This is a genomic window from Mesorhizobium sp. C268A (assembly GCF_040324475.1).
Taxonomy (GTDB): Bacteria; Pseudomonadota; Alphaproteobacteria; order Rhizobiales; family Rhizobiaceae; genus Mesorhizobium.
This window is the reverse complement of the sequence record NZ_JAMYVX010000001.1, coordinates 4145292-4168484: the sequence shown is the minus strand read 5'-3', so window position 1 is coordinate 4168484 and position 23193 is coordinate 4145292. Positions and strand designations below refer to the sequence as shown.

Genomic DNA, 23193 nt, shown 5'->3' with positions numbered 1-23193 from the left:
CGGGTTATAGCGATGAGCGACAAGAAGGCCAGCAACCAGATGTGGGGCGGACGTTTTGCCTCGGGTCCGGCCGCGATCATGGAAGCGATCAACGCATCGATTTCGTTCGACCGCAAACTCTATGCCCAAGACATAAGAGGTTCGGTCGCCCACAGCGAGATGTTGGCTGAAACGGGCATTATTTCGGCGGCCGATCAAGAAAAAATCGCTCACGGGCTGAACACGATCCTGAAAGAGATCGAGGCCGGCACGTTCGAGTTCTCGACCCGGCTGGAAGACATTCACATGAACATCGAGGCCCGCCTTGCCGATCTGATCGGCCCGGCCGCCGGCCGCCTGCACACGGCGCGGTCACGCAACGACCAGGTGGCGGTGGATCTCCGGCTCTGGGTCAAGGACGAGTGCTTTCGCGTCGCCGAGGCGCTGAAGGGGCTGATCTCAGCCTTGCTCGACCGCGCCGAGGAGCATGCGGCGACCGTGATGCCCGGCTTCACCCACATGCAGGCGGCGCAGCCGGTGACCTTCGGCCATCATTGCATGGCCTATGTCGAGATGTTTTCGCGCGACCTGTCGCGGACCCGCGATGCCATCGAGCGGATGGATGAAAGCCCGCTCGGCGCGGCAGCGCTTGCCGGCACCAGTTTTCCGATCGATCGCCACAAGACCGCCAAGGCGCTCGGCTTCCGCGAGCCGATGCGCAATTCGTTGGACAGCGTCTCCGACCGCGATTTCGCGCTGGAGTTTTTGAGCCTGGTGGCGATCTCCGCCACGCATCTGTCGCGGCTCGCCGAAGAAATCATCATCTGGTCGACGCCGCAATTCGGCTTCGTCAGGCTGTCGGACAGTTTCTCCACCGGCTCCTCAATCATGCCGCAGAAGAAGAACCCGGACGCCGCCGAACTGGTGCGCGGCAAGACCGGCCGCGTCACCGGCCATCTGGTCGGCCTTTTGACGGTGATGAAGGGCATGCCGCTGACCTACGGCAAGGACATGCAGGAAGACAAGGAATCGGTCTTCGACGCCGCCGAGACGCTCGATCTGATGCTGGCGGCGATGACCGGCATGGTGCGCGACATGACGGTCAATGCCGCCGCCATGAAAAAGGCCGCCGGCTCGGGCCACGCGACCGCGACCGACCTCGCCGACTGGCTGGTGCGCACGCTGGGCCTGCCCTTCCGTGAGGCACACCATGTCACCGGCGGCGCGGTGGCGTTGGCCGAAGAGAAGAAGGTGAGCCTTGAAAAGCTGTCGCTGGAGGATCTGCAGTCGATCAACCCCGGCATCACGGCAGACATCTTCTCGGTTCTGGCGGTGCAGAATTCGGTGAAGAGCCGCACCAGTTTCGGCGGCACCGCGCCATCGGAGGTCAGGAAGCAGATCCGCAGCTGGAAAAAGCGCATCGCCAAGGCATGATGCCGGGGTGCAATGCGCCTAAAACTCGGTTAAAAGCGCAGCACATAAAGTTTCGGACGGATGGATCGATGACCGCGAGCAGGATTTTGGTGACGCTGACGCTGCTGACGGCGATGGCTGCCGTGACCGCTTGCGGCCGTAAGGCTGGTCTCGACACGCCCTATGAAGCGGCCGTCCAGGCCCGCAAGGACGCCGAGCGCGCCAAACAGCCGGTGCCGCCAGAGCCGGAAAAACCGGTCGTGGACAAGAAGTTCATCCTCGACCCGCTGATCTAGAGCCGATGAGACCGGCTTGGTCTTTCTGACCAGGTCTCGTGCTAACCAGGTCTCGTGCTCCAACTTCCGGAAACACTCTCGTGAACCATTTCGATTACCGCGACGGCGTGCTCCATGCCGAGGACGTGGCGATACCAGACATCGCCGCAAGCGTCGGCACGCCGTTCTATTGTTATTCGACGGCAACCTTGACCAGGCACTACCGGGTGTTCGCCGGGGCCTTTGCCGGGCTCGACACGCTGGTCTGTTACGCCTTGAAGGCGAATTCCAACCAGGCGGTGCTGCGAACGCTGGCAAAGCTCGGCGCCGGCGCCGACACCGTCTCGGAAGGCGAAATGCGCCGCGCGCTCGCCGCCGGCATCCCGGCCAGCAAGATCGTATTCTCGGGCGTCGGCAAGACCGCGCGCGAGATGGATTTTGCGCTCGAGGCCGGCATTCTCTGCTTCAATGTCGAATCCGAGCCGGAGCTTGAATTGCTGTCGGCCCGCGCCACCGCGCTCGGCAAGGTGGCGCCGGTCTCGCTGCGCATCAACCCGGATGTCGACGCCAGGACGCACAGGAAGATCTCCACCGGCAAGGCCGAGAACAAGTTCGGCATTCCCTGGCAACGGGCGCGCCAGGTCTATGCCCGCGCGGCCGGGCTGCCGGGCACCAAGCCCATCGGCATCGATACCCATATCGGCAGCCAGATCACCGAGTTGCAGCCCTTTGACGATGCTTTCGCGCTTCTGGCGGAACTGGTCGGCGCGCTGCGCGCCGATGGCCATGCCGTCGAGCATGTCGATCTCGGCGGCGGCCTCGGCATCCCCTACCGCACCGACAACAGCCCGCCGCCTTTGCCCGATGCCTATGCCGAGATCGTCAGGAAGCATCTGACAAAGCTTGGAGTGAAGGTGATGTTCGAGCCGGGCCGGCTGATCGTCGGCAATGCCGGCATCCTGGTCTCGGAAGTGATCTTCGTGAAGGAAGGCGACGCCAAGAACTTCCTCGTCGTCGACGCCGCCATGAACGATCTGATCCGGCCGACGCTCTACGATGCCTTCCACGACATCAAGCCGGTGGTGCAGCCGCCGGCCGACACGCCGCGCATGGCGGTCGATGTCGTCGGCCCGGTCTGCGAGACAGGCGACTATCTCGGCCTCGACCGTGACCTGCCCCGGCTCAAGTCTGGCGACCTAATTGCCGTCACCACCGCCGGCGCCTATGGCGCGGTGCAATCCGGCACCTACAACACCCGCCTACTTGTGCCTGAGGTTCTGGTCGACGGCGAACGTTTCCATGTCGTACGCCGGCGCCAGACCTATGACGAGCTGATCGGCCTGGATTCGGTGCCCGACTGGCTTGCATAGGAGCTGCCACGCCGGCTGCGCTACAGCCGGTTCTGGATGAGCATCCTTGTGTCGGCGATCCTGTCCTCGTCGCGGCGGTAGAACGTCCATTGCTTGATGCGCTTGGGCCGCAGCAGGCCGGCCTGGGTAAGCACGCGCATATGTTCGGAGAGCGTCGCCTGCGTAATGCCGAGCTTCTCCGCGATCAGCAGCGCGCAAACGCCGTCCTCGACCAGATCGCCGTCTGCCTGGGCCGGGAAATGGGCCTGCGGATCCTTCAGCCAGTCGAGGATCTGCAGCCTGCGTTCGTTGGCGATCGCCTTGAAGACATCAACCTCTTGCATTTAGCCATTTTGCCAAGTTACTAATTGCTGTCAATCCCAAGGAGATGGTCATGACGAACGGCAACACCGTCACGCGCGAACGCATTGCCGCGATGGAACCGCGCATCCGCCGCTATATCAGGCACACGCCGGTGCTGCGCGTCGACATGGCCGATTTCGACCGGCCGCCGCTGGCGGTCGACCTCAAGCTCGAATGCCTGCAGCATTCCGGTTCGTTCAAAGCGCGCGGCGCCTTCACCAATCTGCTCGAACGGCCGGTGCCTGCGGCCGGCGTGGTTGCGGCTTCGGGCGGCAATCATGGCGCCGCGGTCGCCTATGCCGCCATGCGGCTTGGCCACAAGGCGACGATCTTCGTTCCCGAAGTCAGCCCACCGGCCAAGCTGCAGCGCATCCGCGGCTACGGCGCCGAACTGATGGTCGGCGGCGCCCGCTATGCCGAGGCGCTGGCCGCCAGCGAGGCTTTTGCCGAAAAGACCGGCGCGCTGCAGATCCATGCCTTCAACCAGGAGGAAACATTGGTCGGCCAGGGCACGCTCGGCCTCGAAATCGAAACCGATCTGCCAGACATCGACACGCTGCTGGTCGCTGTCGGCGGCGGCGGCCTGATCGGCGGCATCGCCGCCTGGTTTGCCGGCCGCATCAGGATCATCGCCATCGAGCCCGAAGGCGCGCCGACGCTGCATCGCGCCTTCGAGGCCGGCCACCCCGTCGATGCGCCGGCCGAAGGCGTCGCCGCCGATTCGCTGGCGCCCAAACGCGTCGGCGAGATGATGTTCCCGATCGCCGAGGCCTTCGTCGAACGCTCCATCCTGGTCACCGACGACGCCATCATTGCCGCGCAGAAGGCGCTGTGGGAGCGGGTGCGTATCATCGCCGAGCCGGGTGGCGCCGCAGCCTTTGCGGCTCTCTTGTCCGGCCGCTACACCCCGGCGCCGGGCGAACGGATCGCGGTCCTGGTCTGCGGCTCGAACACCGATCCCACGAAATTCTGAAGCCTTGCTTTGGCTGAAGTGCAGACCCAAACCCGCCAAAGCTTTTCAAGTTTTCCGGAACCGCCTCGCCTTTGCCGTGTTTGCTGGTAAACTTCTGCTTGTTGAGTCCGGGCTATCCTGCCCGGGCAGGAAGGGCCGATGACGGAACGCCCCATTTCCAGTGGCGATCGCAGCCTGGCCGGGCGGCTTGCCCTGAGCCGGCTGGCGACACGGATCTCGATCACGGTCGAGCGCGGCTGGCCGCTGCTTCTGCCGCTGCTCATCGTCGCCAGCCTGTTTCTCAGCCTCTCCTGGCTCGGCCTTTTCCCCCGGCTGCCTGACATTGCGCGCATTATCCTGGTCACGGCGTTCGGTATTTCCACGCTGGCGGCGCTCTATCCGCTGCGTTTCTTCAAGCTTCCATCCGCCGCTGAAATCGACCGCCGTATCGAGGCCGCCAACCAGTTGCAGCACAGCCCGGTGCTGGTGCAGACCGACCGTCCCAGCGGCAAGGAAAGCATCTTTTCCCAGGCGTTGTGGCGCGAGCACCAAAAGCGCATGGCCGACAAGCTCGGCAGCCTTGGCGCCGACCTGCCGCGTACCCGCGTGCCGGAGCGCGATCCGTGGGCATTGCGTGCCGTGGCGGCGCTGCTGTTGGTCACCGCTTTTGCCTTCTCCTTCGGACCGTCCGGCGGCAGGCTGTCCGATGGTTTCAGTGCCCATGCGGCGCGCGACATCGTACCGCCGCGCGTCGATGCCTGGGTGACCCCGCCGGCCTATACCGGCAAGCCGCCCATCTTCTTGACCGCGCCAGTCATCGATGGCAACGCCAAGCAGGCGGTTGCCACCTTCACCGTGCCGCAAGGCAGCGACGTCTCGCTGCGCGTGACCGGCGGCTCCGGCGAGGAAACGCTAAGCTTTGCCGACAAGGGCGGCAATGCTCGCGCCATCGACCCGTCGGGACCACAGGTGGCGGCCGTCAAGGCAGCGGCGGTCAACCCGGCGACCCCCAAGCTGCGCCAGTTCACCGGCAAGCTGACCGCCGACGGCACGCTGACGCTGAAGTCGGGCGAAGCCGATCTCGGTCGCTGGGCCTTCGCGGTGATCCCCGACAAGCCGCCGACGATCCGCTTCGTCGGCGAGCCCAAGCGCGCCGTCAACGGCGCCTTCGAGCTCAACTACCAGATCGACGACGACTATGGCGCGGCCACCGCCAAGGCGGTTTTCGCGCTGGCCGATCCGGCGGCGCCCGATGCGCATCCGCTCTACGGTCCGCCTGACCTGCCGCTGGCGCTGCCGCGCCGCGGCGGCAAGGCGAACGCCGCCAAGACCACCAAGGACCTCACCGAGCACGTCTGGGCCGGCGCCAGCATCAAGCTGTCGCTTGTCGCCACCGACGATGCCGGACACACCGCGACCAGCGAGACCAAGACTATTGTGATGCCGGAGCGGCCCTTCGCCAACCCGCTGGCGCGGGCGGTGGTCGAGCAGCGCCGCCTACTGGCGCTCGACGCCAATGCCAAGCCGCGCGTGCTCGACCTGATGGACGCCATCACGCTGCGGCCCGAGGACACGTTCGACAACATGTCGCATTACCTCGCCATCATGAGCGCCCGCAGCCGGCTGAAGATGTCGGACAGCGACGATCAGTTGCGCAACGAGGTTGCCTATCTCTGGGAAATCGCGCTCGGCATCGAGGAAGGCAATCTCTCGTCCGCCGAAAAGCGGCTCCGCCAGGCCCAGCAGGCGCTGCAGGACGCCATCAAGCGCGGCGCCAGCGACGAAGAGATCGAAAAGGCGATGAAGGAACTGCGCGAGGCGATGAACGAATTCCTGCAGGAATTCGCCGAGCGCGCCAAGCAGAACCCGAACGCGCCGCAGATGCAGCAGAATGGTCGCGAGCTGCGTCAGAGTGATATCGACCGCATGATGGACCAGATCGAGAACCTGGCGAAGTCGGGCGACCGCGACAAGGCGCAGGAGCTGCTGTCGCAGCTGGAAAACATGATGAACAACCTGCAGGCCGGCCGTCAGCAGCAGGGCGGCGAGCAGGACAGCGAGATGCGCCAGCAGATGGACAAGCTGGGCGAGATCATGCGCCGCCAGCAGGAGATGATGAACGACACCTACCGCATGGACCAGATGCAACGCGGAGATAATCAGCAGCCCGGCGAAGGCAATGGCGACGACCCGGACCAGCCGGGCGTCGGCAAGGATCGCGATCCTCTCGCCCGGCCGAAGTCGATGACACCGCAGGAATTCGCCGATGCGATGAAGCAGTTGCAGGAAGGCCAGGGCCAGTTGCAGAGCGAACTCGACAAGCTGAAGAAGGGCCTGGAAGGCATGGGCATGCAACCCAATGAGGGGTTTGGCGACGCTGGCAAATCCATGGGCAATGCCGAAAAGTCGCTTGGCGAAGGCGAAGGCGACCAGGCAGTCGGCCACCAGGGTCGCGCGCTGGAAGCGCTGCGCAAGGGCGCCAAGGAGATGATGAAGCAGCTGCAGGCGATGCAGGGCGACCAGGGCGGCAGCCAGGAAGGCGGCCGCCAACAGGACGCCGGCCGCGATCCGCTGGGCCGACCGCGCGCCAGCCGCGGACCCGATTTCGGCGATTCGGTGAAGGTGCCCGACGAGATCGACGTGCAGCGCGCCCGCCAGATTCTCGAGGCGATTCGCAAGCGGCTCGGCAACGCGCTCAGCCCCGACATCGAGCGCAGCTACCTCGAGCGGCTGCTGGAGCTGAAGTAGCCTCCAAGGCAACATCCGTCGAACTGAATGGTATCAGCGCCATGCCGAAACTCGGTGCCGTCACGCCCATCCTGCGCATCTTCGACATCGCCAAGGCACGCGAATTCTATGTCGACTTTCTCGGCTTCAAGGTCGAGTTCGAGCACCGCTTCGACGACAATGCGCCGCTCTACATGGGTGTAATCCGCGACGGCTGTGTCCTGCATCTGAGCGAACATCATGGCGACGGCGCGCCGGGTATAGCCATGCGCATCAAGGTCGAGGACATCGCGGCATTGCACCGCGAACTGATCGGCAAGAGATACCGCTACGCCCGGCCGGGCCTCGAAACCACGTCGTGGCAGACCCGTGAAGTGTCGGTCGGCGACCCCTTCGGCAATCGCCTGCATTTCTACGAGGATGCAACAGACTAAGCCGGCCGGTTGACGAACGCCTCGCGGATCGCCTCCTGCATGCCGTCGATAGCTTCGCCTGAGGCATTTGGGCTGCGGTGCATCACCACATTCGAGGAATCGATATGGCCGAACCCGTCAGCGGCGGTGAGTTCACGACAGCCATCCGGAATATTGCTGTGCGAGATCGGCGCGATCGCCAGGCCAGAGGTGACGGCGAGCTTCAGGCCGCCGGTGGTGTCGCTGGTATAGGCGACACGGTAGGCCAGCCCACGCTGCTCAAGCGATTTGATGGCAAAGTCCTTGCACCAGCCGGCCCGGTTGTAGAGCGCGATCGGCACCGGCCGCTCCTCATGCATGTGATGCAGGCTCGATGTCACCCACACGGTCGGATCGTGCATCAGCACCTCGCCGCCGGAAGGATCCTGCCATTCGAACACCACGGCGAGGTCGAGTTCACCGGCCGCCAACGCTGCCAGCTGGGCGCCCGAATGTGCATAGCGCACGGTGACCTCGACCTTGGTGTGACGCTTCGAGAAGGCGCCGAGCGCGCGCGACAGGATGGCGTGACCATATTCCTCGGGAATGCCGATGCGCACTGGCCCGCCAAGCGGTGCCGCCGCCATCGATGCCGCCGTCTCGTCGAGCAGCGAGACGATGCGGCGGGCATTGAGGATCAGCTCGCCGCCACGGCGCGTCAGCGCCACGCCGCGCGAGCCGCGTTCGAACAGGCTGTCGCCGACCAGCTCCTCGAGCTTCTTCATCTGCATCGACACCGCCGACTGGGTGCGCCCGGCCTGCTCCGCCGCCCGGGTGAAATTGCCGGCTTCGGCAATGGCGACGAAGGTGCGCAGGAGATCGCTGTCGAGGGGTGGCCGCATCGAATCCGTCATAAGCAAATTTGATCGCTGGTATCATTCCAATTCGTTTGCAACATGTCAAACGCCGCAGCATAGTCCGCTCGCCCATTGGATATGCCGCCGCGAAATCGGCTGCGGACCAATCAAAGAGTCCTCACTCATACCCGCTGCCCGAAACGGTGGCGGGTTCTTTTTACCCCATGGCCGGGCGGCTGCGGGCAGTTAAGGCAAGGGCCGGCAGAACAACATGCGCAACCGGATCGTTCTCGGCATCATCAGCCTCTGCCTTGGCGTGCTGGTGTTCTCGCTCCAGGACCCGCTGGTCAAGGCGGTGTCGGCCGGCTATCCCGTCACCGAGGTGATGTGGATCCGCTCGATCGTCGCTTTGCCGATCCTGATCTTTCTCGTTCGCGCCGACGTCGGCCTGCGGGCCATCGCCTCGAAGCGGTTTGGCCTGCTGACGATCCGCGCCTTCATCCAGTTCAGCTCCTATACCGTCTACTATCTGGCGATCGCTGCCTTGCCGCTCGCCGACGCGGTGGCGCTCTATTTCATGGCGCCCCTGTTCATCATGGCGATAGCCGGGCCCTATCTCGGCGAGCGGGTATCCTGGCAGGCTCTCGCCACCGTGCTGATCGGCATGCTGGGCGTGGTCGTGATGCTGCGCCCGGGCGCCGGCCTGTTCGACTGGGCGGCGCTGCTTTCGTTGGGCTCGGCTTTGCTCTACGGCTTTTCACAGCTGATGGCGCGCAAGATCGGCGACACCGAATCCTCCACCGTCATGGCCTTCTACCAGAACGGCGCCTATCTGGTCGGCGCCGCTGCGGTTGCCGGCACATTCTGGCTTGCCGGCATAACCCATGCTGTCCACCCCAGCCTCGAATTCCTGGTGCGGCCGTGGGTCTGGCCGACGACACCGGATTTCCTCAAGATGGCGGCCTGCGGGTTCGTCGCTTCGGCCGGCATGATCCTGCTGTCACAGGCCTACAGGCTGGCGCCCGCCAACCGCGTCGCCACCTTCGAATACACCGGGATTATCTGGTCGCCGCTGTGGGGCTTCCTGTTCTTCGACGAGGTGCCGCGCTCGACCACCGCCATCGGTGCGGCGCTGATCATCGGCGCCGGTCTGCTGGCGCTCAACACCGAACGGCGCCGGAGCGCTGCGCCTGTCCTCGCCGCGTCTCAGGATGCCGCCTGAAGCGTGTCAGGCGAAGCAGGCGAGCGCCTGGTCGACCCGCGAGCGGATTTCGGCCAGCGTGAAAGGCTTTTGCACGACGTCGATAATGACGCCGTTCAATTCCTCGGCGCGCTCGCGCTGGTCGGCATAGCCGGTCATCAGCAGGATCTTCATGTCAGGGAAAAGCCTGGCTGCGGCGATCGCCATCTCGATGCCGTCCATTTCCGGCATGCGGATATCGGAGACGACGAGGTCGTAGCCGCCGCCTGCAGCACTGACCATCGCCAGCCCCTGCGCGCCGTCGGCGGCGATATCGATCGAGTGCCCGGCGCGTTCGAGCGCGCGGGCGGCGAGGGTGCGGACGGACTCATCGTCCTCGACGATCAGAAGCTTTGCCATGGGCCGGAATTTGGCGGGCAAAAGTTGACTTTTTCTGAAAATTTGAAGCGTCGGGGGCCTTTTCTCAGGCATCGCCTTTGACGACACCGACAAACGGCAGTTCGCGAAAAGCGTGAGCGACGTCCATGCCGTAGCCGACGACGAAGTAATCGGGACAGTCGAAGCCGACATAGTCGGCGTTCAGCTCCGTCTGGCGGCGCATGCGCTTGTCCAACAGCACCGCGATGGCGCAGCTTTTGGCGCCGCGCGACAGCATCAGGTTGCGGGTGAAGGAGAGCGTCTTGCCCGACTCCAGGATATCGTCGATCAGCAGCACGTCGCGGCCGGCGACCTCATTGTCGATGTCGCGCAGCACCCTCACCTCGCCGCTGGTGGTGCCGGCGCCATAGCTGGAAATGAAGATGAACTCGACCTCCGGCGACAGCCCGACATCGTGCATGGCGCGGATCAGATCGGCGGCGAAGATGAACGAGCCCTTCAGCACCGAAATCACCAGCAGGTCGTGATAGTCGTGCTCGGCGATCTCCTTGGCGAGTTCGAGATTGCGCCGCGCGATCGCGGACGCCGAAAACAGGACCTCGATGTCCTTGCCGCGCACAACTGGCATCAACAACCTTTCCAGAGAACCGACTAGCCGGCGAAGGTGACCGCCACGGCCTTGACGCCGTTTCTAGGCACATCGAGGCGGCTGGAAAAGCCGAATCTTTCGCCGGGCGCCAGAGAACGGTTGGATGTCCCCAGAGTATAACGGGTGATGCGGCTGTCATTGCCGGTGACACGTATCTCCAGCGGCGGCAATTGTCCCGCCTTCAAACCGTCATTGACGGCCTCGCCATCCACGAACAGCACCGGGGCGGGTCCTGAGGCGTCGACACGCGACGTGACGCCGGCAATGCTGAGTACGGCGCCCTCCGGCTGTTCGACTGACCAGAACGGCGTCTGGCGCACCAGCGCGTGGCCACCCGAGACCCAGAAGGCGGCAAGCGCCGCACCGATGCCGGCAATCCAGAAGATCGGCCCGCCACGCGATGCCGGCCGCCCGGCTGACGCATCTGATTTGCGCAGCATCTCCATGCCTTCCATCGACGGCGTCGCGATGTCGCGCGCCGGCGTCGGCATGGCTTCTATCAGTGGGATCAGCTGCGGCAGCACCTCATAATCCGCATCGACGATGTCGGTCGCCACAGGCCGCGATTCCGGTGCGACACTTGTCCCGGTCATGATTTCGCCGGAAACCGGGCGCGCGGTTCGTTGCTCAGCCATCATGGCCCCGCTGTTGCCTCTTCGTTTCTTTTGCGTAAATGGAAATGGTTAACGCTTCCCCACCGGAACCCTTGTGACGCACTCAAAAACAGCGAAAATTAACCGACGGTTAACCATGGCGGCCGATGGTCGTTGGACAGAAAGGGCTGGCACGCCGCCGCCACACACCTCAGGTCGTCGCACGTGATCCGCTTCGAAAATGTCGGCCTCCGCTATGGCATGGGTCCGGAAATCCTCCGCGACATCTCCCTGCACATTCCGGAGAGCTCCTTCCAGTTCCTGAGCGGGCCCTCCGGCGCCGGCAAGACGACGCTGCTGCGCCTTCTGTTCATGTCGCTGAAGCCGACACGCGGGCTGATCACCATCTTCGGCAAGGACCGCTCGCGCATCTCGCGCGCTGAACTGCCGCATCTCAGGCGCCGCATCGGCGTGGTGTTCCAGGATTTCCGCCTGCTCGACCACATGACCACCTATGAGAATGTCGCTCTGCCGCTGCGCGTGCGCGGCCGCGAGGAAGCGAGCTACCGCACCGACGTCACCGAACTTTTGAAATGGGTTGGCCTGGGCGAGCGCATGCATGTGTTGCCGCCGGTCCTTTCGGGTGGCGAAAAGCAGCGCGCGGCAATCGCCCGGGCCTTGATCGAACAGCCCGAAATCCTGCTTGCCGACGAGCCGACCGGCAATGTCGACCCGCCGCTGGCGCGCCGGTTGCTCAGGCTGTTCATTGAGCTCAACCGGCTCGGCACCGCGGTGGTGATCGCCACTCACGATCTCGGCCTGATGGAGCAGGTCGACGCGCGCCGCATGATCCTGGCCGGCGGAAGGCTGGATATTTATGACTGAGCTATCGGCCGAACAGCTGCATGAAGACGCCGCCGAGCCCGCGACGACGACGCAGCGCGTCCAGCGCCGCATGGCGCCGATCGTGCCGGCGCAGAATATTGCCGGCCGCGCCTTGGTGCTGGTCATCGCCATCATGACCTTCCTGTCCTGCCTGACTTTCGGCGCCGTCACGCTGGTGCGCGACACTGCCTCGATCTGGGAAAACCAGATCTCGCGCGAGGCGACGATTCAGATCAAACCGGTCGACGGCCTCGACATGGAGGCAGCCCTTGCCCAGGCCTCGCAGATCGTCGGCGAATTCCCCGGCGTGAAGGAAACCCGGATCATCGATCGCGACGCCACCGCGCGTCTGTTGGAGCCATGGCTGGGCTCGGGCCTGAATATCGACGAATTGCCGGTGCCGCGCCTGATCATCGTCAACATCGACGAGACCAGTCCGCCCGACTTTAGCGCCATCCGTGCGGCGCTCACGCCCAAGCTGCCGAGTGCTTCGCTCGACGATCACCGTACATGGGTCGACCGGCTGGTCGCCATGGCCCGCACCACGGTCACCATCGGCATCGCCGTGCTGGTCCTGATGCTGTCGGCGACGGTGCTGACCGTAGTGTTTGCGACGCGCGGCGCTATGGCGGGTAACGGCCATATCATCGAAGTGCTGCATTTCGTCGGCGCCGAGGCGCGCTTCATCGCGCGCGAATTCCGCTGGCATTTCCTGGTCACCGGCATGAAGGGCGCGGCCGCCGGCGGCGCAGCCGCGATCCTGGTTTTCATCGTCTTTTCCTGGTGGTCGTCGCGCAACATGGCAACGCCGCAGGCCGACCAGGCCACCGCTTTGTTCGGCAATTTCGCCATCGGATCGGCAGGCTATCTCGGCGTCGGCCTGATGGTGCTGGTGATCGGCGGACTGACAGCGGCGACCTCGCACGCCACCGTCGTCGCCTATCTCAGCGACATCGATGTCCGCCAGCCGGATGCGGGGTGAACCGTGAGGGCAGAAGCGAAAACAGTTCGGGGGCAAGGACAGGAATGGAAGGGACGATCACGGATCGAAAACCGACGTAACGCAATGTGCGCTTTTTTCCTTACCAAAAAGGCATTTCAGGATTAACCATAGGATGATGAACGCGCGGGAGTCGACCGGAACGGCTGGACAGATGCCAGTGGTGCGTTTGCGTGTGCGTACCGGGCTGGGCCGTTTGCGCACCGCCCTGCGTCTCGCCTCCCTCTGTCTACTGCTGCTGGTGGCCCTGTTTGCCGGTGGCTTCGGCTGGTTCGCCAGCAAGGTCAGCCACATGACGACCCCGACCAACCCGGCCAAGGCCGATGCGATCATCGTCTTGACCGGCGGTCAGGCCCGCCTCGACGCAGCACTCGATCTGCTTGCCTCCGGCAAGGGCGAGCGGCTGCTGATCTCAGGCGTGCATCCCTCTGCCAGCCGCCGCCAATTGCAGGCTGCTACCGGCGGCGACAAGGCGCTGTTTTCCTGCTGTGTCGACATCGACCGCGCCGCGCTCGACACGATCGGCAATGCCGAGGAAAGCGCTAAATGGGTGGAGAGCCACGCCTATGGCAGCGTCATCCTCGTCACCAACAATTACCACATGCCGCGCAGCCTGCTCGAGATGGGCCGCCTGCTGCATGGCGCCAGGCTTGAACCCTATCCGGTGGTCAACACCAATCTGGACAATGGCGACTGGCTGACCAAGCCGGAAGCGCTACGCGTGCTTCTGACCGAATACAGCAAATACCTGCTGGCGCTGGCGCGCGGCGTCGTCCCGGTCCGCCAGACCGCCGACAGCGTCGCTCTGGCCGAGGTTTCGACCGCCAAGGACTGAGTCGATTACCCCTTGGCCGTGCCGTCTTCCGCGCCACGCAGCCGCGCAATCTCCTGTTCGAGGCGTTCGATCCGCTTGTCGCGTTCGGCGAGTGCGGCCGCGACATCGGCGGCCTCGAATCGCTGCGGAATGTGTTGCGGGCAATTGGCATCCCAGGCCGAGACGGTGAACAAGATGACCTGCTCGGGGCGCGCCTTGTAGTCCTGCGGCATCAGCCTTGCCAGAAGCTCGGCATCGTCCTCGACGACCCGCGCCGTGCCCCAGATCTTGACGCGCTGGCGATGCGCATAGTCGATCAGGAACAGGAATGCCTGGTTGTTGTCGGCGAGATTCCCTTGCGTGATGAACTGCCTGTTCCCGGAGAAATCGGCGAAGCCGATGGTCTTTTCGTCCAGCACCTTGAGGAAGCCAGCTGGCCCGCCGCGATGCTGGATATAGGGCTGACCCTCGCCATTTGCAGTCGACAGGAAGACGCTGGTCTGCGCCGCGATGAAGTCGGCGAGGTCGGGCGTGATATGGGCGCGCCATCCGCCGCGCTCCTCGGCGCTGGCATAGCCCTTGCGCGAACCTTTGCGGGTCTGGATCGCCTTGACCGTCGGCGTGAAGGCGACATCGCTGGTGAAAGTATGTGCATTCATGGAAGCCTCCGCGAGACCGAAACACGGCCATTGTACGCGAAGAGGTAGGTCCTTCCATGTTTTGGATGTAGATGGCATAGTTGCAAGCTATCTTTCCAATTTCCGGAAGGAACTGTGGATCGTCTCGAAGCCATGTCGCTGTTCGTCGCCGCGGTGGAAGCGGGCAGCCTTTCCGCTGCCGGCCGCCATTTCGGCATTCCACTGGCAACGGTCAGCCGCAAGGTTTCCGACCTCGAAAAGCACCTTCAGGCGCGCCTGCTGAACCGTTCGACCCGGCAGCTCACGCTGACCGATGCCGGCCAGGCCTATCTCGCCGCCTGCCGCCGCATCCTCGGCGAGGTCGGCGAAGCCGAACGCACCGCTGCCGGCGAATACAGCACGCCGACCGGCGACCTGTTCATCACCGCGCCGGTCGTCTTTGGTCGCCTGCACGTGCTGCCTGTCGTCACCGAATTCCTGGCGGCTTATCCTCAAGTCAACATTCGCCTGACGCTGGCTGACCGGATAACCCAACTGGCGGAGGAACATCTCGACCTTGCCATCCGCATCGGCGAGCTTGCGCCTTCGAGCCTCATTGCCATCCGCGTCGGCGCGATCCGTCGCGTCGTGTGCGCCAGCCCCGCCTATATCGCCGCGCATGGCATGCCGCGGACGCCGGACGATCTGGCCGCGCATGAATGCATCAGTTTCGAGGGGCCTTCCGCTCTCGCCAGCTGGAGCTTTGCCGGCGACAAGGGCGAACTGATCGTGCCGATCCGCTCACGGTTGCGCGTCAACACGGCGGAAGCTGCAATCGATGCCGCGATTGCAGGCGCCGGGATGACGCGGGTGCTCTCCTACCAGATCGCGGACGCAGTACGTTCCGGCGTGCTCGTCCCGGTCTTGCGGCCCTTCGAGCCGCAGCCATGGCCGGTGAGCCTCGTCCATGCCGGCCAAGGCCTGCTGGCGGTGAAACTCAGGGCGTTCCTCGATTTCGCCGCTCCGCGGCTGAAGCAGCGGCTATTGCAGGCGACGTGGTGAGTTGAGACTGTCTTGAGTCAGTGGCGAGCCGGCCTATGTCAGGCCATTGCGGCGTTTCCTTTTTGCCCGCGCTTGGTGTAACCAACGCACACCTCCTCAACGGGCCCTTCCCCGCATGCTCTATATCCGCTCGCTGGCGTTCAACTTCGTCTTCTATGTCAATCTCATCGTCCAGATGGTCTTCTGGACCCCTTACTACTTCCTCTCGCCACGCCATCGCGCCTGGTTCGTGCCGAAATTCTGGTCGCGCACCAGCCTGTGGCTCTACGACAAGATCGCCGGCACCAGGAGCGACATCACCGGCGTCGAGAACCTGCCGGAGGGCTCTTTCATCCTGGCGCCGAAACACCAGTCGTTTTGGGACGCGATCGCTTTCTTTCCGTTCCTCCACGACCCGCTTTATATCCTGAAGCGCGAGCTGACCTGGATCCCCTTCTTCGGCTGGTACATCCTGAAGATGCGGATGATCCCGGTTCACCGCGGCAGCCGCTCCAAGGCGTTGAAGCAGGTCGTTGCATCGACAAAGCAGGAGATGGGGCGCAATCCGCGCCAGCTGATTATCTACCCCGAAGGCACGCGCCGAGCGCCAGGCGACGAGCCGGCTTACAAATACGGCATTGTCGAGCTCTATACGCAGCTTGGCGTCCCGGTGGTACCGGTCGCCCATGTCGCCGGCCTCTATTGGCCTCGCCGCAAATTCTTGCGCTTTCCCGGCATCATCAAGGCCCGCTTCCTGCCGCCGATTCCGCCCGGGCTCGGCAAGGACGAATTCATGGACCGGCTGATCGGCGATACGGAAGCCGCCTGCGACCAGCTGCTGATCGAGGCATCGCAGGCTCCTAACCCGCCGCAAATGCCGCCGACGGCGGTCAAGCGGCTGGCCGAACTCGCCGCGGCCGCCAAAGCAATTCCAGGAAAAGTGTGAGCGGTTTTTTCCGTCCTGAATCGCGCCAAAACAAAAAAGACCAAAGCTTGATCTCTTCTGCGGGCCGGCTCAAGGCCACGCCGCCAGCGCCGTGGTCAGCACCAGCGTCGCCGCGAAGGCCAGATTGATGATCCGCGACGCCAGCGGCTGGCGCAGGGTGCGGGCGACGGCCGCGCCGGCCAGCAGCCACAGCACATGGATGGCTACGATCATCAGGGTGAGAACCGCCAGCCAGGCCGGGATGCCGAGAGCATCGGCGCCGGCTGCGGTCGCGGAGCCAGCAAGGACCGCAGCAATCGCCACATAGGCTTTCGGGTTGGCAACGGCGAGCAGGAAGCCGCCGAGGAAGGTCGGCAGAACCGCGCTGCTGTCACGCGCGGCCAGCGGCGGCGCTGTCGCTATTCTGTAGGCGAGGTAGAGAATATAGGCGGCGGAAGCGACCGCCAGCACTGGCGCTACGCCCGGCATCGAGGTGAGGATAGCCTTGATGCGGTGGCCACGACCAGCAGCACCGCGACCGTGCCTAAAATGATCCCCGATGTGTAGTGAAGCGAATTGCGCAGGCCGAAGGCGGCCCCTATCGCCGTGACGCTGATCGTCGCCGGGCCAGGACTGCTCATGACGACGGTTGCCGCCAGCACCAGCGCCAGCAATTGCTGCCAGGGCTGCGCCTGCGAAAGAATGTCTGCGGCCATGCTGCCTCTTCTCCACAATAATGGAGAACAGTGTGGCAAGGCAGACAGCCGTCGTCTTGAACGATCGTGCCGAACCTGCGCGGCTAGGCGCTGGCCTTGTCCAGCGCCACGAGATCCTCCGCGCTGAGCTTCAGCGATGCGGCGCGCACCAGGCTGTCGACCTGGTCCAGCGTCGTGGCGCTGGCGATCGGCGCGGTGATGCCGGGCTGCGCCATCACCCAGGCGAGTGCTACTTCCGCCTGCTTGGCCGAATGGCGCGCCGCCACAGTGTCGAGTGCGGCCAGAATGCGCATGCCGCGCGCATTGAGATAAGCCTTCACGCCGCCGCCGCGTTCACTTTTGCCGAGATCGGCCTCGCTACGGTATTTGCCGCTCAAAAACCCCTTGGCGAGACTGAAATAGGTGATGACGCCGATATCCTCGGCCACGCACAGATTATGCAGCGGCCCGTCGAAGGATGAGCGGTCGTAGAGATTGTATTCCGGCTGCAGCACGCTGTAGCGCGGCAGCCCGCGCAGGCTGGCAACATCGAGCGCGGCGCGCAGCTGGCCGGCGTCGAGATTCGAGGCGCCGATATGGCGGACCTTGCCGGCAGCGAGCAGCTTCTGGTAGGCGCCGAGCGTCTCCTCATAAGGCGTGGTCGGGTCCGGCCAGTGCGACAAATAGAGGTCGATCACATCGGTCTGCAGCCGCTCAAGCGACGCCTCGACCGCCCTTTCGATATGGGCAGCGGACAGATCCTTCTTGCCTTGTCCCATATCCGAGCCGACTTTGGTGATGACGATGATCTTGTCACGGTTGCCGCGGCTTTTCATCCATTTGCCGATGATGGTCTCGGACTCGCCGCCCGCGTGGCCCGGCACCCAGCGCGAATAGGCATCGGCCGTATCGATAGCGTTGAGGCCGGCGTCGCCGAACCGGTCGAGCAGGTCGAAGGAGGTCTTCTCGTCCGCGGTCCAGCCGAAGACATTGCCGCCCAGGACCAGCGGCGCGATGGAAAGGTCGGTTTGACCGAGACGGCGTTTTTGCAAGACGGGGCTCCGTGGGCTGGCGGCGGGCGACCCGAATGCTTCGGGCCGCAGCTAAGCTAGGTCTCGCCGCGCCGAGGTCAAAGGCCTCAGCCAATTTTTCCAGCGGGCCAGCGCTTCACAAAGGCGCGAGCGCTTCGCCTGCAGGCTCGCCGTGGTCTACTGGCTCACGAGGCGATCCGCTTCGCCACCTCTTCCAGCCAGTGGTCGCTGATACCCAGCGCCGCGAGATGCTGCAGCGTGTTGAGCACATAGTCCTCGTTGTTTCCGGACTGGCCGACGGCGCCACGGATAACACCTGCCGCATGTGCGGGGTCGAGCCCGCCGGCATACTGCTCATGCTGGCGGTCGACGATATAGGCGACCGCTTTCACTCTCTCTCCCGCAGCCGCCCCATTCCCGTCGAGGCTGATATCGAGCACACGCTCGAGGTAGACGCTGGTCACCAATTCGCGCTCGCGCAGATAGGTCAGCACCTCATCGCGCAGCTCGCCGGGCACGCGAAAGGCCAGCCCGATGCAGGAGCCGCCACGGTCGAGGCCTAGCACCAGGCCTGGCCGCTGGCGCGTGCCGCGATGCACGAAGGAATAGACGCACAGCGACCGGCGGTAGCCGTAAAGCCGCGCGCGGCGGGTCTCCACATGCGCAAATCCCGGCCGCCAGATCAGCGAGCCGTAGCCAAAAACCCAAAAATCGCCCATATCGCCAAGCCTGATTGCACGAGAGTGACGCCGCCGCATCGGAATCGGTGCTCTTCTGTTCTTTTTGCTTGTTGCGTAAGCCACAGTCCACCCGCAACACGCCCGCGTTAATGAAAGCCGCAGCATGACGTCAAGTGACGAGCGTCCGTCGAAGTTTCGCCGCCGGCTGATGTGGCTCGCTGCCTTGGTCGTTATGCTGTTCGGCGTCTACAGCGCGGTCTGGTTCTATGTCGCCGGTCGCGTCAGCAGCGAAGCCGACAAGGCGGTGGCCTCGCTCAAGGACAAAGGCATCGAGGCCGGCTGCGCCAACCTCACCGTCAGCGGCTACCCCCTGAGTTTTGCCATCTCCTGTGACAATCTGGCTTACGAGGACGACGCCAGGAACGTTGCCGCCTCGGCAGGCAGCTTCAACTTCGTTGCAGAGCTCATCCGGCCTTTGTCGCCTGCCGCCGAGTTGCGTGGGCCGCTGCGCACCTCGGTGCCGGGGATGGCGCCGCTATGGATCGACTGGGACAATCTGCAGGCCAATGCCAAGCTCTCCTGGCCCTTGCCACGCAGCATTTCGCTGCAGGCCGAGAGCTTGTCCGGCCAGACCGATCCGGCCGACGACACCGACCCGGTTTCACTGTTCAGCGCCGGAACCGCGGCGGGCGAGTTGCGACCCGACGGCCAGGACATCGGCTACGTCGGCAGCTTCACCGATCTTGAGATCGACGCCGACGCGATCGGCGGGCGCGTGCTGCCGCCGCTCGACGGCAGCGGCGACGCGACGCTGAAGAACGGCGTCGCGCTGATGAAGACGCAGGCCAGGAGCCTGCGCGGCCAGGCGGTCGGCATCCACAAGCTCGATCTGTCGTCGGGAACCGCGCGCATCACCGTCTCCGGCCCGGTGTCGGTCGACGCCAACGGCCAGGTCAATGCCGACCTGACGATCAAGCTGCAGGATCCCAAAGCCGTGGCGGCAATCCTCGCCACCGCAATCCCCGAGCAGAAGAGCCAGATCGAGCAAGGCTTTGCCGGTCTGGCGCTGCTCGGCAACGAACCGTCGATGCCGCTCAAGGTGGTGAAGGGCAAGGTCTCGCTCGGCTTCATTCCGCTGGGCAAGATCAAGCCGCTCGATTAGAGCAATTCCAGGAAAAGTGTGCGCGGTTTTCCGTCCGGAATTGCGTTAAAACAAAGAGATAGAGCATGATCGCAAAGAGCGGGAATGGCTTTTGGGGAGAGATCATGTTCGAGCAAGCCGACGCATGAACCGACCGGTGAAACTGCTGAGCGTTGGCGCGCTGACGCTGGATACCATCCTGCGCGTCGAAACCCTGCCCACGCATCAGGGCAAGTTCATCGCCTCGGACGGCATCCAGATCGCCTCGGGCATGGCGACAAGTGCTGCCTGCGCCGCCCGCCGTCTCGGCGCCGAGGTGTTCCTGTGGGCAAGTGCAGGTGACGATGCCGTCGGCGACCAATTGCTGGCCGGCATCGAGGCCGAGGGCGTCGATTGCGGCTTTGTCCGCCGCGTCGAAGGCGCCCGCTCGGCGCTGGCCGCGATCCTGGTCGACGCTCATGGCGAGCGCATCATCGTGCCCTTCTACGACCCAAAGGCGCAGGCCGACCCCGAGGCGGTGCCTGTCGCCGATCTTTCCGGCTTCGATGCCGTGCTGGTCGATGTGCGCTGGCCGGGCGCCGCCGCTCTTGCCTTGACCGCCGCGCGCAACGCCGGCCGTCCCGCCATCCTCGACGCCGACACGGCGCCGGTTGAGGTGCTGGAGCGCCTGCTGCCGCTGGCATCGCACATCGTCGCTTCGGAGACGGCGGCACGCATCGTCTGCGGCCATGCGCTGGACCCCGGAACCGCCTGTGCCGACCTCGCCAGCCGCACCGATGCCTTCGTGGCGGTGACCGGCGGCGCCGCGGGAAGCTGGTGGCATGACCGGTCCGCCGGATGCGTGCGCCACATCGCGGCGCCGAAGATCAAGGCGGTTGACACGCTTGCCGCCGGCGACGTCTTCCACGGCGCCTTTGCTGTCGCGTTGGCGGAAACCATGCCGATCGAGCAGGCGTTGCGCTTTGCCAGCGCGGCGGCCGCGCTCAAATGCCAGCGCTTCGGCGGCCGGCTGGGGGCGCCAAACAGGGACGAGGCAATGGCCATGGTCGCGGCGACCTGGCCCGTCTGAAACAGATTTAACTTTTCACCGGGTGCTCGACCGCCTGCCGGCCGAAATCCGGCACGTCGATATCCTGGCCGGCCTCGATGATCGAACGGCGAACGGCCCGGGTGCGGGTGAACAGGTCGAACAGCTTGTCGCCGTCGCCCCAGCGGATCGCCCGCTGCAGCGAGGCGAGGTCCTCCGAAAAGCGCGCCAGCATTTCCAGGATGGCATCCTTGTTGTGCAGGCATACGTCGCGCCACATGGTCGGGTCGGAGGCGGCCAGACGGGTGAAGTCGCGGAAACCGGAAGCCGAATATTTGATCACTTCCGACTTGGTCACCGATTCCAGATCGTCGGCCGTGCCGACGATGTTGTAGGCAATGATGTGCGGAAGATGCGAAACGATGGCCAGCGTCATGTCATGATGCTGCGGGTCCATCGTGTCGATGTTGGAGCCGCAGCGCCGCCAGAATTCCGACAGCTTTTCCAGCGCGGCCGGATCGGTTCCCGGCAGCGGCGTGAAGATGCACCAGCGGTTTTCGAACAGCTCGGCGAAACCCGCATCCGGGCCCGATTTCTCCGTACCTGCCAGCGGGTGCCCCGGAATAAAATGCACGCCTTCCGGCACATAGGGCTGCATTTGCGCAATGACGGAGGCCTTGGTCGAACCGACATCGGTGAGGATGGCGCCTTTTTTCAGCGCCGCTGCGATCTCTTGCGCCACCTCGCCCGACGATCCCACCGGCACCGAGACGATGATCAGGTCGGCGTCGCGGACCGCTTCCCTGGCGTCGGTGGTGTAGCTCTCGCCAAGACCGAGCTCCTTCGCCCGTGCCAGCGTGGTCGGGCTGCGCGTCGCGATGGCGACATGGCGGGCCAGGCCCTCGCGGCGGATGATGCGGGCCAGCGACGAGCCGATCAGGCCGATGCCGACCAGCGCGATCTTTTCAAACATCGGTGCTGTCATTGTTTCAGCTTTTCAGGAATGTCGTGAGGGCATCGATGACGCCGCGATTTGCTTCTTCGGTGCCGACGCTCATGCGCAGCGCATCGGGAAAGCCATAGCCGGTAACGCGCCGCAATATATAGCCGCGCTGGGTGAGGTAATCGTCCGCCGCCTCAGCCGAATGCCTCTTGTCGTCGGGAAAGTGGATGAGGACGAAATTGCCGACGCTGGGCGTCACGCGCAGCCCAAGCTTCGTCAGTTCTTCATTCAGCCAGGTAAGCCAGGTCTCGTTGTGCAACGAACTGCGCTCGACATGGGCGCGGTCGCGGATGGCGGCAATGCCGGCCTCGATCGCTGTTGCGTTAACGTTGAAAGGGCCGCGGATGCGGTTGATGGCATCGACGATGTGCAGTGGGCCATACATCCAGCCGATGCGCGCGCCGCCAAGGCCGAGCTTGGAGAAGGTGCGGGTCATGACCACATTCTGTGCGCTGCCCGCCAGCTCGATGCCGGCCTCATAGTCATTGCGCCTGACATATTCGGCATAGGCCGCGTCGAGCACCAGAAGCACGTTGCCCGGGAGAGCGGAATGCAGGCGGCGGACCTCCTGGAACGGCAGATAGGTTCCGGTCGGATTGTTGGGATTGGCGAGGAAGATGATTTTGGTCCGCGGCGTCACCGCGGCCAGGATCGCGTCGACATCGGCGCGCTCCTGGGTTTCCTTCACAGCAACCGGCTTGGCCCCCGCCGACTGAATGTAGATCTTGTAGACCATGAAGGCATGTTCGGTAAAAATCGCCTCATCGCCTGGCGCAAGATAGGTCTGCGCCAGCAGGCCAAGTATCTCGTCGGAACCGTTGGAGCAGATGATGTTTGCCGGGTTGAGGCCATGCACCTCGGCGATCGCCTCGCGCAGCCGGCGGGCGGTGCCGTCGGGATAGACATCGAGCTTGCCAGCCACTTCGCGCGCGGCCTCGATCGCCTTCGGCGACGGGCCGAGCGGGTTCTCGTTCGACGACAATTTATGTACCTTGGCGACGCCGGCCGGTGCCGTGCTCTTGCCCGGCACATAGGCGTCGATGTCCATAATGCCCGCGCGGGGCGTCGGCCGTGCCTTGTCCGCTGTCTTGTCCATGTCGCAAATCCATCGAGAATGCCTCCGTCCGGAGGCCGCAGCGGAAATACAAGCCGTAGCCGCGAATGTCGAGAGGCGGGCAATAGCTGGCCGTTGACGCCGGGCCGCAC

The 23193-nt window shown here is 64.4% G+C and carries 26 protein-coding genes; 14 read left to right on the top strand and 12 right to left on the bottom strand.

The window, feature by feature from the left end:
• Positions 1–12 precede the first annotated feature (12 nt).
• The 3 genes from argH to lysA all read left to right on the top strand — a co-directional run bounded on the left by argH (position 13) and on the right by lysA (position 3037).
• Positions 13–1413, top strand: coding sequence for an argininosuccinate lyase (gene argH / locus NKL06_RS20370; RefSeq protein ID WP_023694023.1), 1401 nt, complete (start codon positions 13–15; stop codon positions 1411–1413).
• A 68-nt stretch (positions 1414–1481) separates the two neighbouring features.
• The gene (locus NKL06_RS20365; protein WP_023673325.1) at positions 1482–1688 is read left to right on the top strand and encodes a hypothetical protein; all 207 of its coding nucleotides are present in this window, start codon (positions 1482–1484) and stop codon (positions 1686–1688) included.
• A gap of 80 nt (positions 1689–1768) precedes the next feature.
• Positions 1769–3037 (top strand): diaminopimelate decarboxylase, encoded by a 1269-nt coding sequence (gene lysA, locus NKL06_RS20360; protein ID WP_023694024.1) that lies wholly within the window; start codon positions 1769–1771, stop codon positions 3035–3037.
• 20 nt (positions 3038–3057) lie between these two features.
• Here lysA and NKL06_RS20355 read toward each other — a convergent pair whose 3' ends face one another.
• On the bottom strand, positions 3058–3360 hold the full coding sequence (locus tag NKL06_RS20355) for an ArsR/SmtB family transcription factor (protein ID WP_023694025.1): 303 nt from the start codon (positions 3358–3360) through the stop codon (positions 3058–3060).
• A gap of 50 nt (positions 3361–3410) precedes the next feature.
• Here NKL06_RS20355 and NKL06_RS20350 point away from each other — a divergent pair, with 50 nt between their 5' ends.
• From NKL06_RS20350 to NKL06_RS20340, 3 genes are all read left to right on the top strand, one after another.
• Entirely contained in the window at positions 3411–4352 is a 942-nt protein-coding gene (locus NKL06_RS20350; RefSeq protein ID WP_023694026.1) for a threonine/serine dehydratase, read from the top strand.
• A gap of 138 nt (positions 4353–4490) precedes the next feature.
• Complete coding sequence (locus NKL06_RS20345) at positions 4491–7079, top strand: TIGR02302 family protein (protein ID WP_023694027.1); 2589 nt, start codon at positions 4491–4493, stop codon at positions 7077–7079.
• A 41-nt stretch (positions 7080–7120) separates the two neighbouring features.
• Complete coding sequence (locus NKL06_RS20340; RefSeq protein ID WP_023685340.1) at positions 7121–7492, top strand: glyoxalase superfamily protein; 372 nt, start codon at positions 7121–7123, stop codon at positions 7490–7492.
• On the opposite strand, the gene NKL06_RS20335 is transcribed toward NKL06_RS20340, so the two are convergent.
• Complete coding sequence (locus NKL06_RS20335) at positions 7489–8352, bottom strand: LysR family transcriptional regulator (protein ID WP_023694028.1); 864 nt, start codon at positions 8350–8352, stop codon at positions 7489–7491. The genes NKL06_RS20340 and NKL06_RS20335 overlap by 4 nt on opposite strands.
• Positions 8353–8578: 226 nt before the next feature.
• Here NKL06_RS20335 and NKL06_RS20330 point away from each other — a divergent pair, with 226 nt between their 5' ends.
• Complete coding sequence (locus NKL06_RS20330; protein ID WP_023694029.1) at positions 8579–9529, top strand: DMT family transporter; 951 nt, start codon at positions 8579–8581, stop codon at positions 9527–9529.
• 6 nt (positions 9530–9535) lie between these two features.
• On the opposite strand, the gene NKL06_RS20325 is transcribed toward NKL06_RS20330, so the two are convergent.
• The 3 genes from NKL06_RS20325 to NKL06_RS20315 form a co-directional block, all read right to left on the bottom strand.
• Entirely contained in the window at positions 9536–9907 is a 372-nt protein-coding gene (locus NKL06_RS20325; protein WP_023694030.1) for a response regulator, read from the bottom strand.
• Positions 9908–9971: 64 nt separating this feature from the next.
• Positions 9972–10514: a hypoxanthine phosphoribosyltransferase gene (gene hpt / locus NKL06_RS20320; RefSeq protein WP_023673315.1), complete on the bottom strand. Its 543-nt coding sequence runs from the start codon at positions 10512–10514 to the stop codon at positions 9972–9974.
• Positions 10515–10537: 23 nt separating this feature from the next.
• Positions 10538–11173: a hypothetical protein gene (locus tag NKL06_RS20315; protein ID WP_023685343.1), complete on the bottom strand. Its 636-nt coding sequence runs from the start codon at positions 11171–11173 to the stop codon at positions 10538–10540.
• 180 nt (positions 11174–11353) lie between these two features.
• On the opposite strand from NKL06_RS20315, the gene ftsE reads away from it, so the two are divergent.
• The 3 genes from ftsE to NKL06_RS20300 all read left to right on the top strand — a co-directional run bounded on the left by ftsE (position 11354) and on the right by NKL06_RS20300 (position 13848).
• Positions 11354–12013 (top strand): cell division ATP-binding protein FtsE, encoded by a 660-nt coding sequence (gene ftsE, locus NKL06_RS20310; protein WP_023685344.1) that lies wholly within the window; start codon positions 11354–11356, stop codon positions 12011–12013.
• Entirely contained in the window at positions 12006–12995 is a 990-nt protein-coding gene (locus NKL06_RS20305; protein ID WP_023694031.1) for a cell division protein FtsX, read from the top strand. Before ftsE ends, NKL06_RS20305 begins: the two co-directional genes overlap by 8 nt.
• 133 nt (positions 12996–13128) lie before the next feature.
• On the top strand, positions 13129–13848 hold the full coding sequence (locus tag NKL06_RS20300) for a YdcF family protein (protein WP_023673311.1): 720 nt from the start codon (positions 13129–13131) through the stop codon (positions 13846–13848).
• A gap of 5 nt (positions 13849–13853) precedes the next feature.
• Here NKL06_RS20300 and NKL06_RS20295 read toward each other — a convergent pair whose 3' ends face one another.
• Positions 13854–14486 carry a pyridoxamine 5'-phosphate oxidase family protein gene (locus NKL06_RS20295; protein ID WP_023694032.1) on the bottom strand — a complete coding sequence of 211 codons (633 nt, stop codon included), beginning with the start codon at positions 14484–14486 and terminating at the stop codon, positions 13854–13856.
• A gap of 114 nt (positions 14487–14600) precedes the next feature.
• On the opposite strand from NKL06_RS20295, the gene NKL06_RS20290 reads away from it, so the two are divergent.
• Positions 14601–15506 (top strand): LysR family transcriptional regulator, encoded by a 906-nt coding sequence (locus NKL06_RS20290; protein WP_023694033.1) that lies wholly within the window; start codon positions 14601–14603, stop codon positions 15504–15506.
• Between the two features lie 115 nt (positions 15507–15621).
• Positions 15622–16431 carry a lysophospholipid acyltransferase family protein gene (locus tag NKL06_RS20285; RefSeq protein ID WP_023694034.1) on the top strand — a complete coding sequence of 270 codons (810 nt, stop codon included), beginning with the start codon at positions 15622–15624 and terminating at the stop codon, positions 16429–16431.
• Between the two features lie 69 nt (positions 16432–16500).
• Here NKL06_RS20285 and NKL06_RS20280 read toward each other — a convergent pair whose 3' ends face one another.
• The 4 genes from NKL06_RS20280 to NKL06_RS20265 form a co-directional block, all read right to left on the bottom strand.
• Positions 16501–16899 carry a LysE family transporter gene (locus NKL06_RS20280; RefSeq protein ID WP_348625511.1) on the bottom strand — a complete coding sequence of 133 codons (399 nt, stop codon included), beginning with the start codon at positions 16897–16899 and terminating at the stop codon, positions 16501–16503.
• Positions 16887–17126, bottom strand: a complete 240-nt coding sequence (locus tag NKL06_RS20275; RefSeq protein ID WP_348625512.1) for a hypothetical protein — start codon at positions 17124–17126, stop codon at positions 16887–16889. Before NKL06_RS20275 ends, NKL06_RS20280 begins: the two co-directional genes overlap by 13 nt.
• An 83-nt stretch (positions 17127–17209) precedes the next feature.
• Positions 17210–18157: an aldo/keto reductase gene (locus NKL06_RS20270; protein WP_023694035.1), complete on the bottom strand. Its 948-nt coding sequence runs from the start codon at positions 18155–18157 to the stop codon at positions 17210–17212.
• A gap of 164 nt (positions 18158–18321) precedes the next feature.
• Positions 18322–18855, bottom strand: a complete 534-nt coding sequence (locus NKL06_RS20265; protein ID WP_023673305.1) for a gamma-glutamylcyclotransferase — start codon at positions 18853–18855, stop codon at positions 18322–18324.
• 124 nt (positions 18856–18979) lie between these two features.
• Here NKL06_RS20265 and NKL06_RS20260 point away from each other — a divergent pair, with 124 nt between their 5' ends.
• Both NKL06_RS20260 and NKL06_RS20255 read left to right on the top strand, forming a co-directional pair.
• On the top strand, positions 18980–19978 hold the full coding sequence (locus NKL06_RS20260; protein ID WP_023694036.1) for a DUF2125 domain-containing protein: 999 nt from the start codon (positions 18980–18982) through the stop codon (positions 19976–19978).
• A 124-nt stretch (positions 19979–20102) separates the two neighbouring features.
• Entirely contained in the window at positions 20103–21026 is a 924-nt protein-coding gene (locus NKL06_RS20255) for a sugar kinase (RefSeq protein ID WP_023694037.1), read from the top strand.
• Between the two features lie 7 nt (positions 21027–21033).
• Here the strand turns inward: NKL06_RS20255 and NKL06_RS20250 are convergent, their stop codons facing one another.
• Together NKL06_RS20250 and hisC are read right to left on the bottom strand one after the other, a co-directional pair.
• Positions 21034–21969 carry a prephenate/arogenate dehydrogenase family protein gene (locus tag NKL06_RS20250; RefSeq protein WP_023694038.1) on the bottom strand — a complete coding sequence of 312 codons (936 nt, stop codon included), beginning with the start codon at positions 21967–21969 and terminating at the stop codon, positions 21034–21036.
• Between the two features lie 4 nt (positions 21970–21973).
• Positions 21974–23083: a histidinol-phosphate transaminase gene (gene hisC / locus NKL06_RS20245; protein ID WP_023694039.1), complete on the bottom strand. Its 1110-nt coding sequence runs from the start codon at positions 23081–23083 to the stop codon at positions 21974–21976.
• Between the last annotated feature and the right edge of the window lie 110 nt (positions 23084–23193).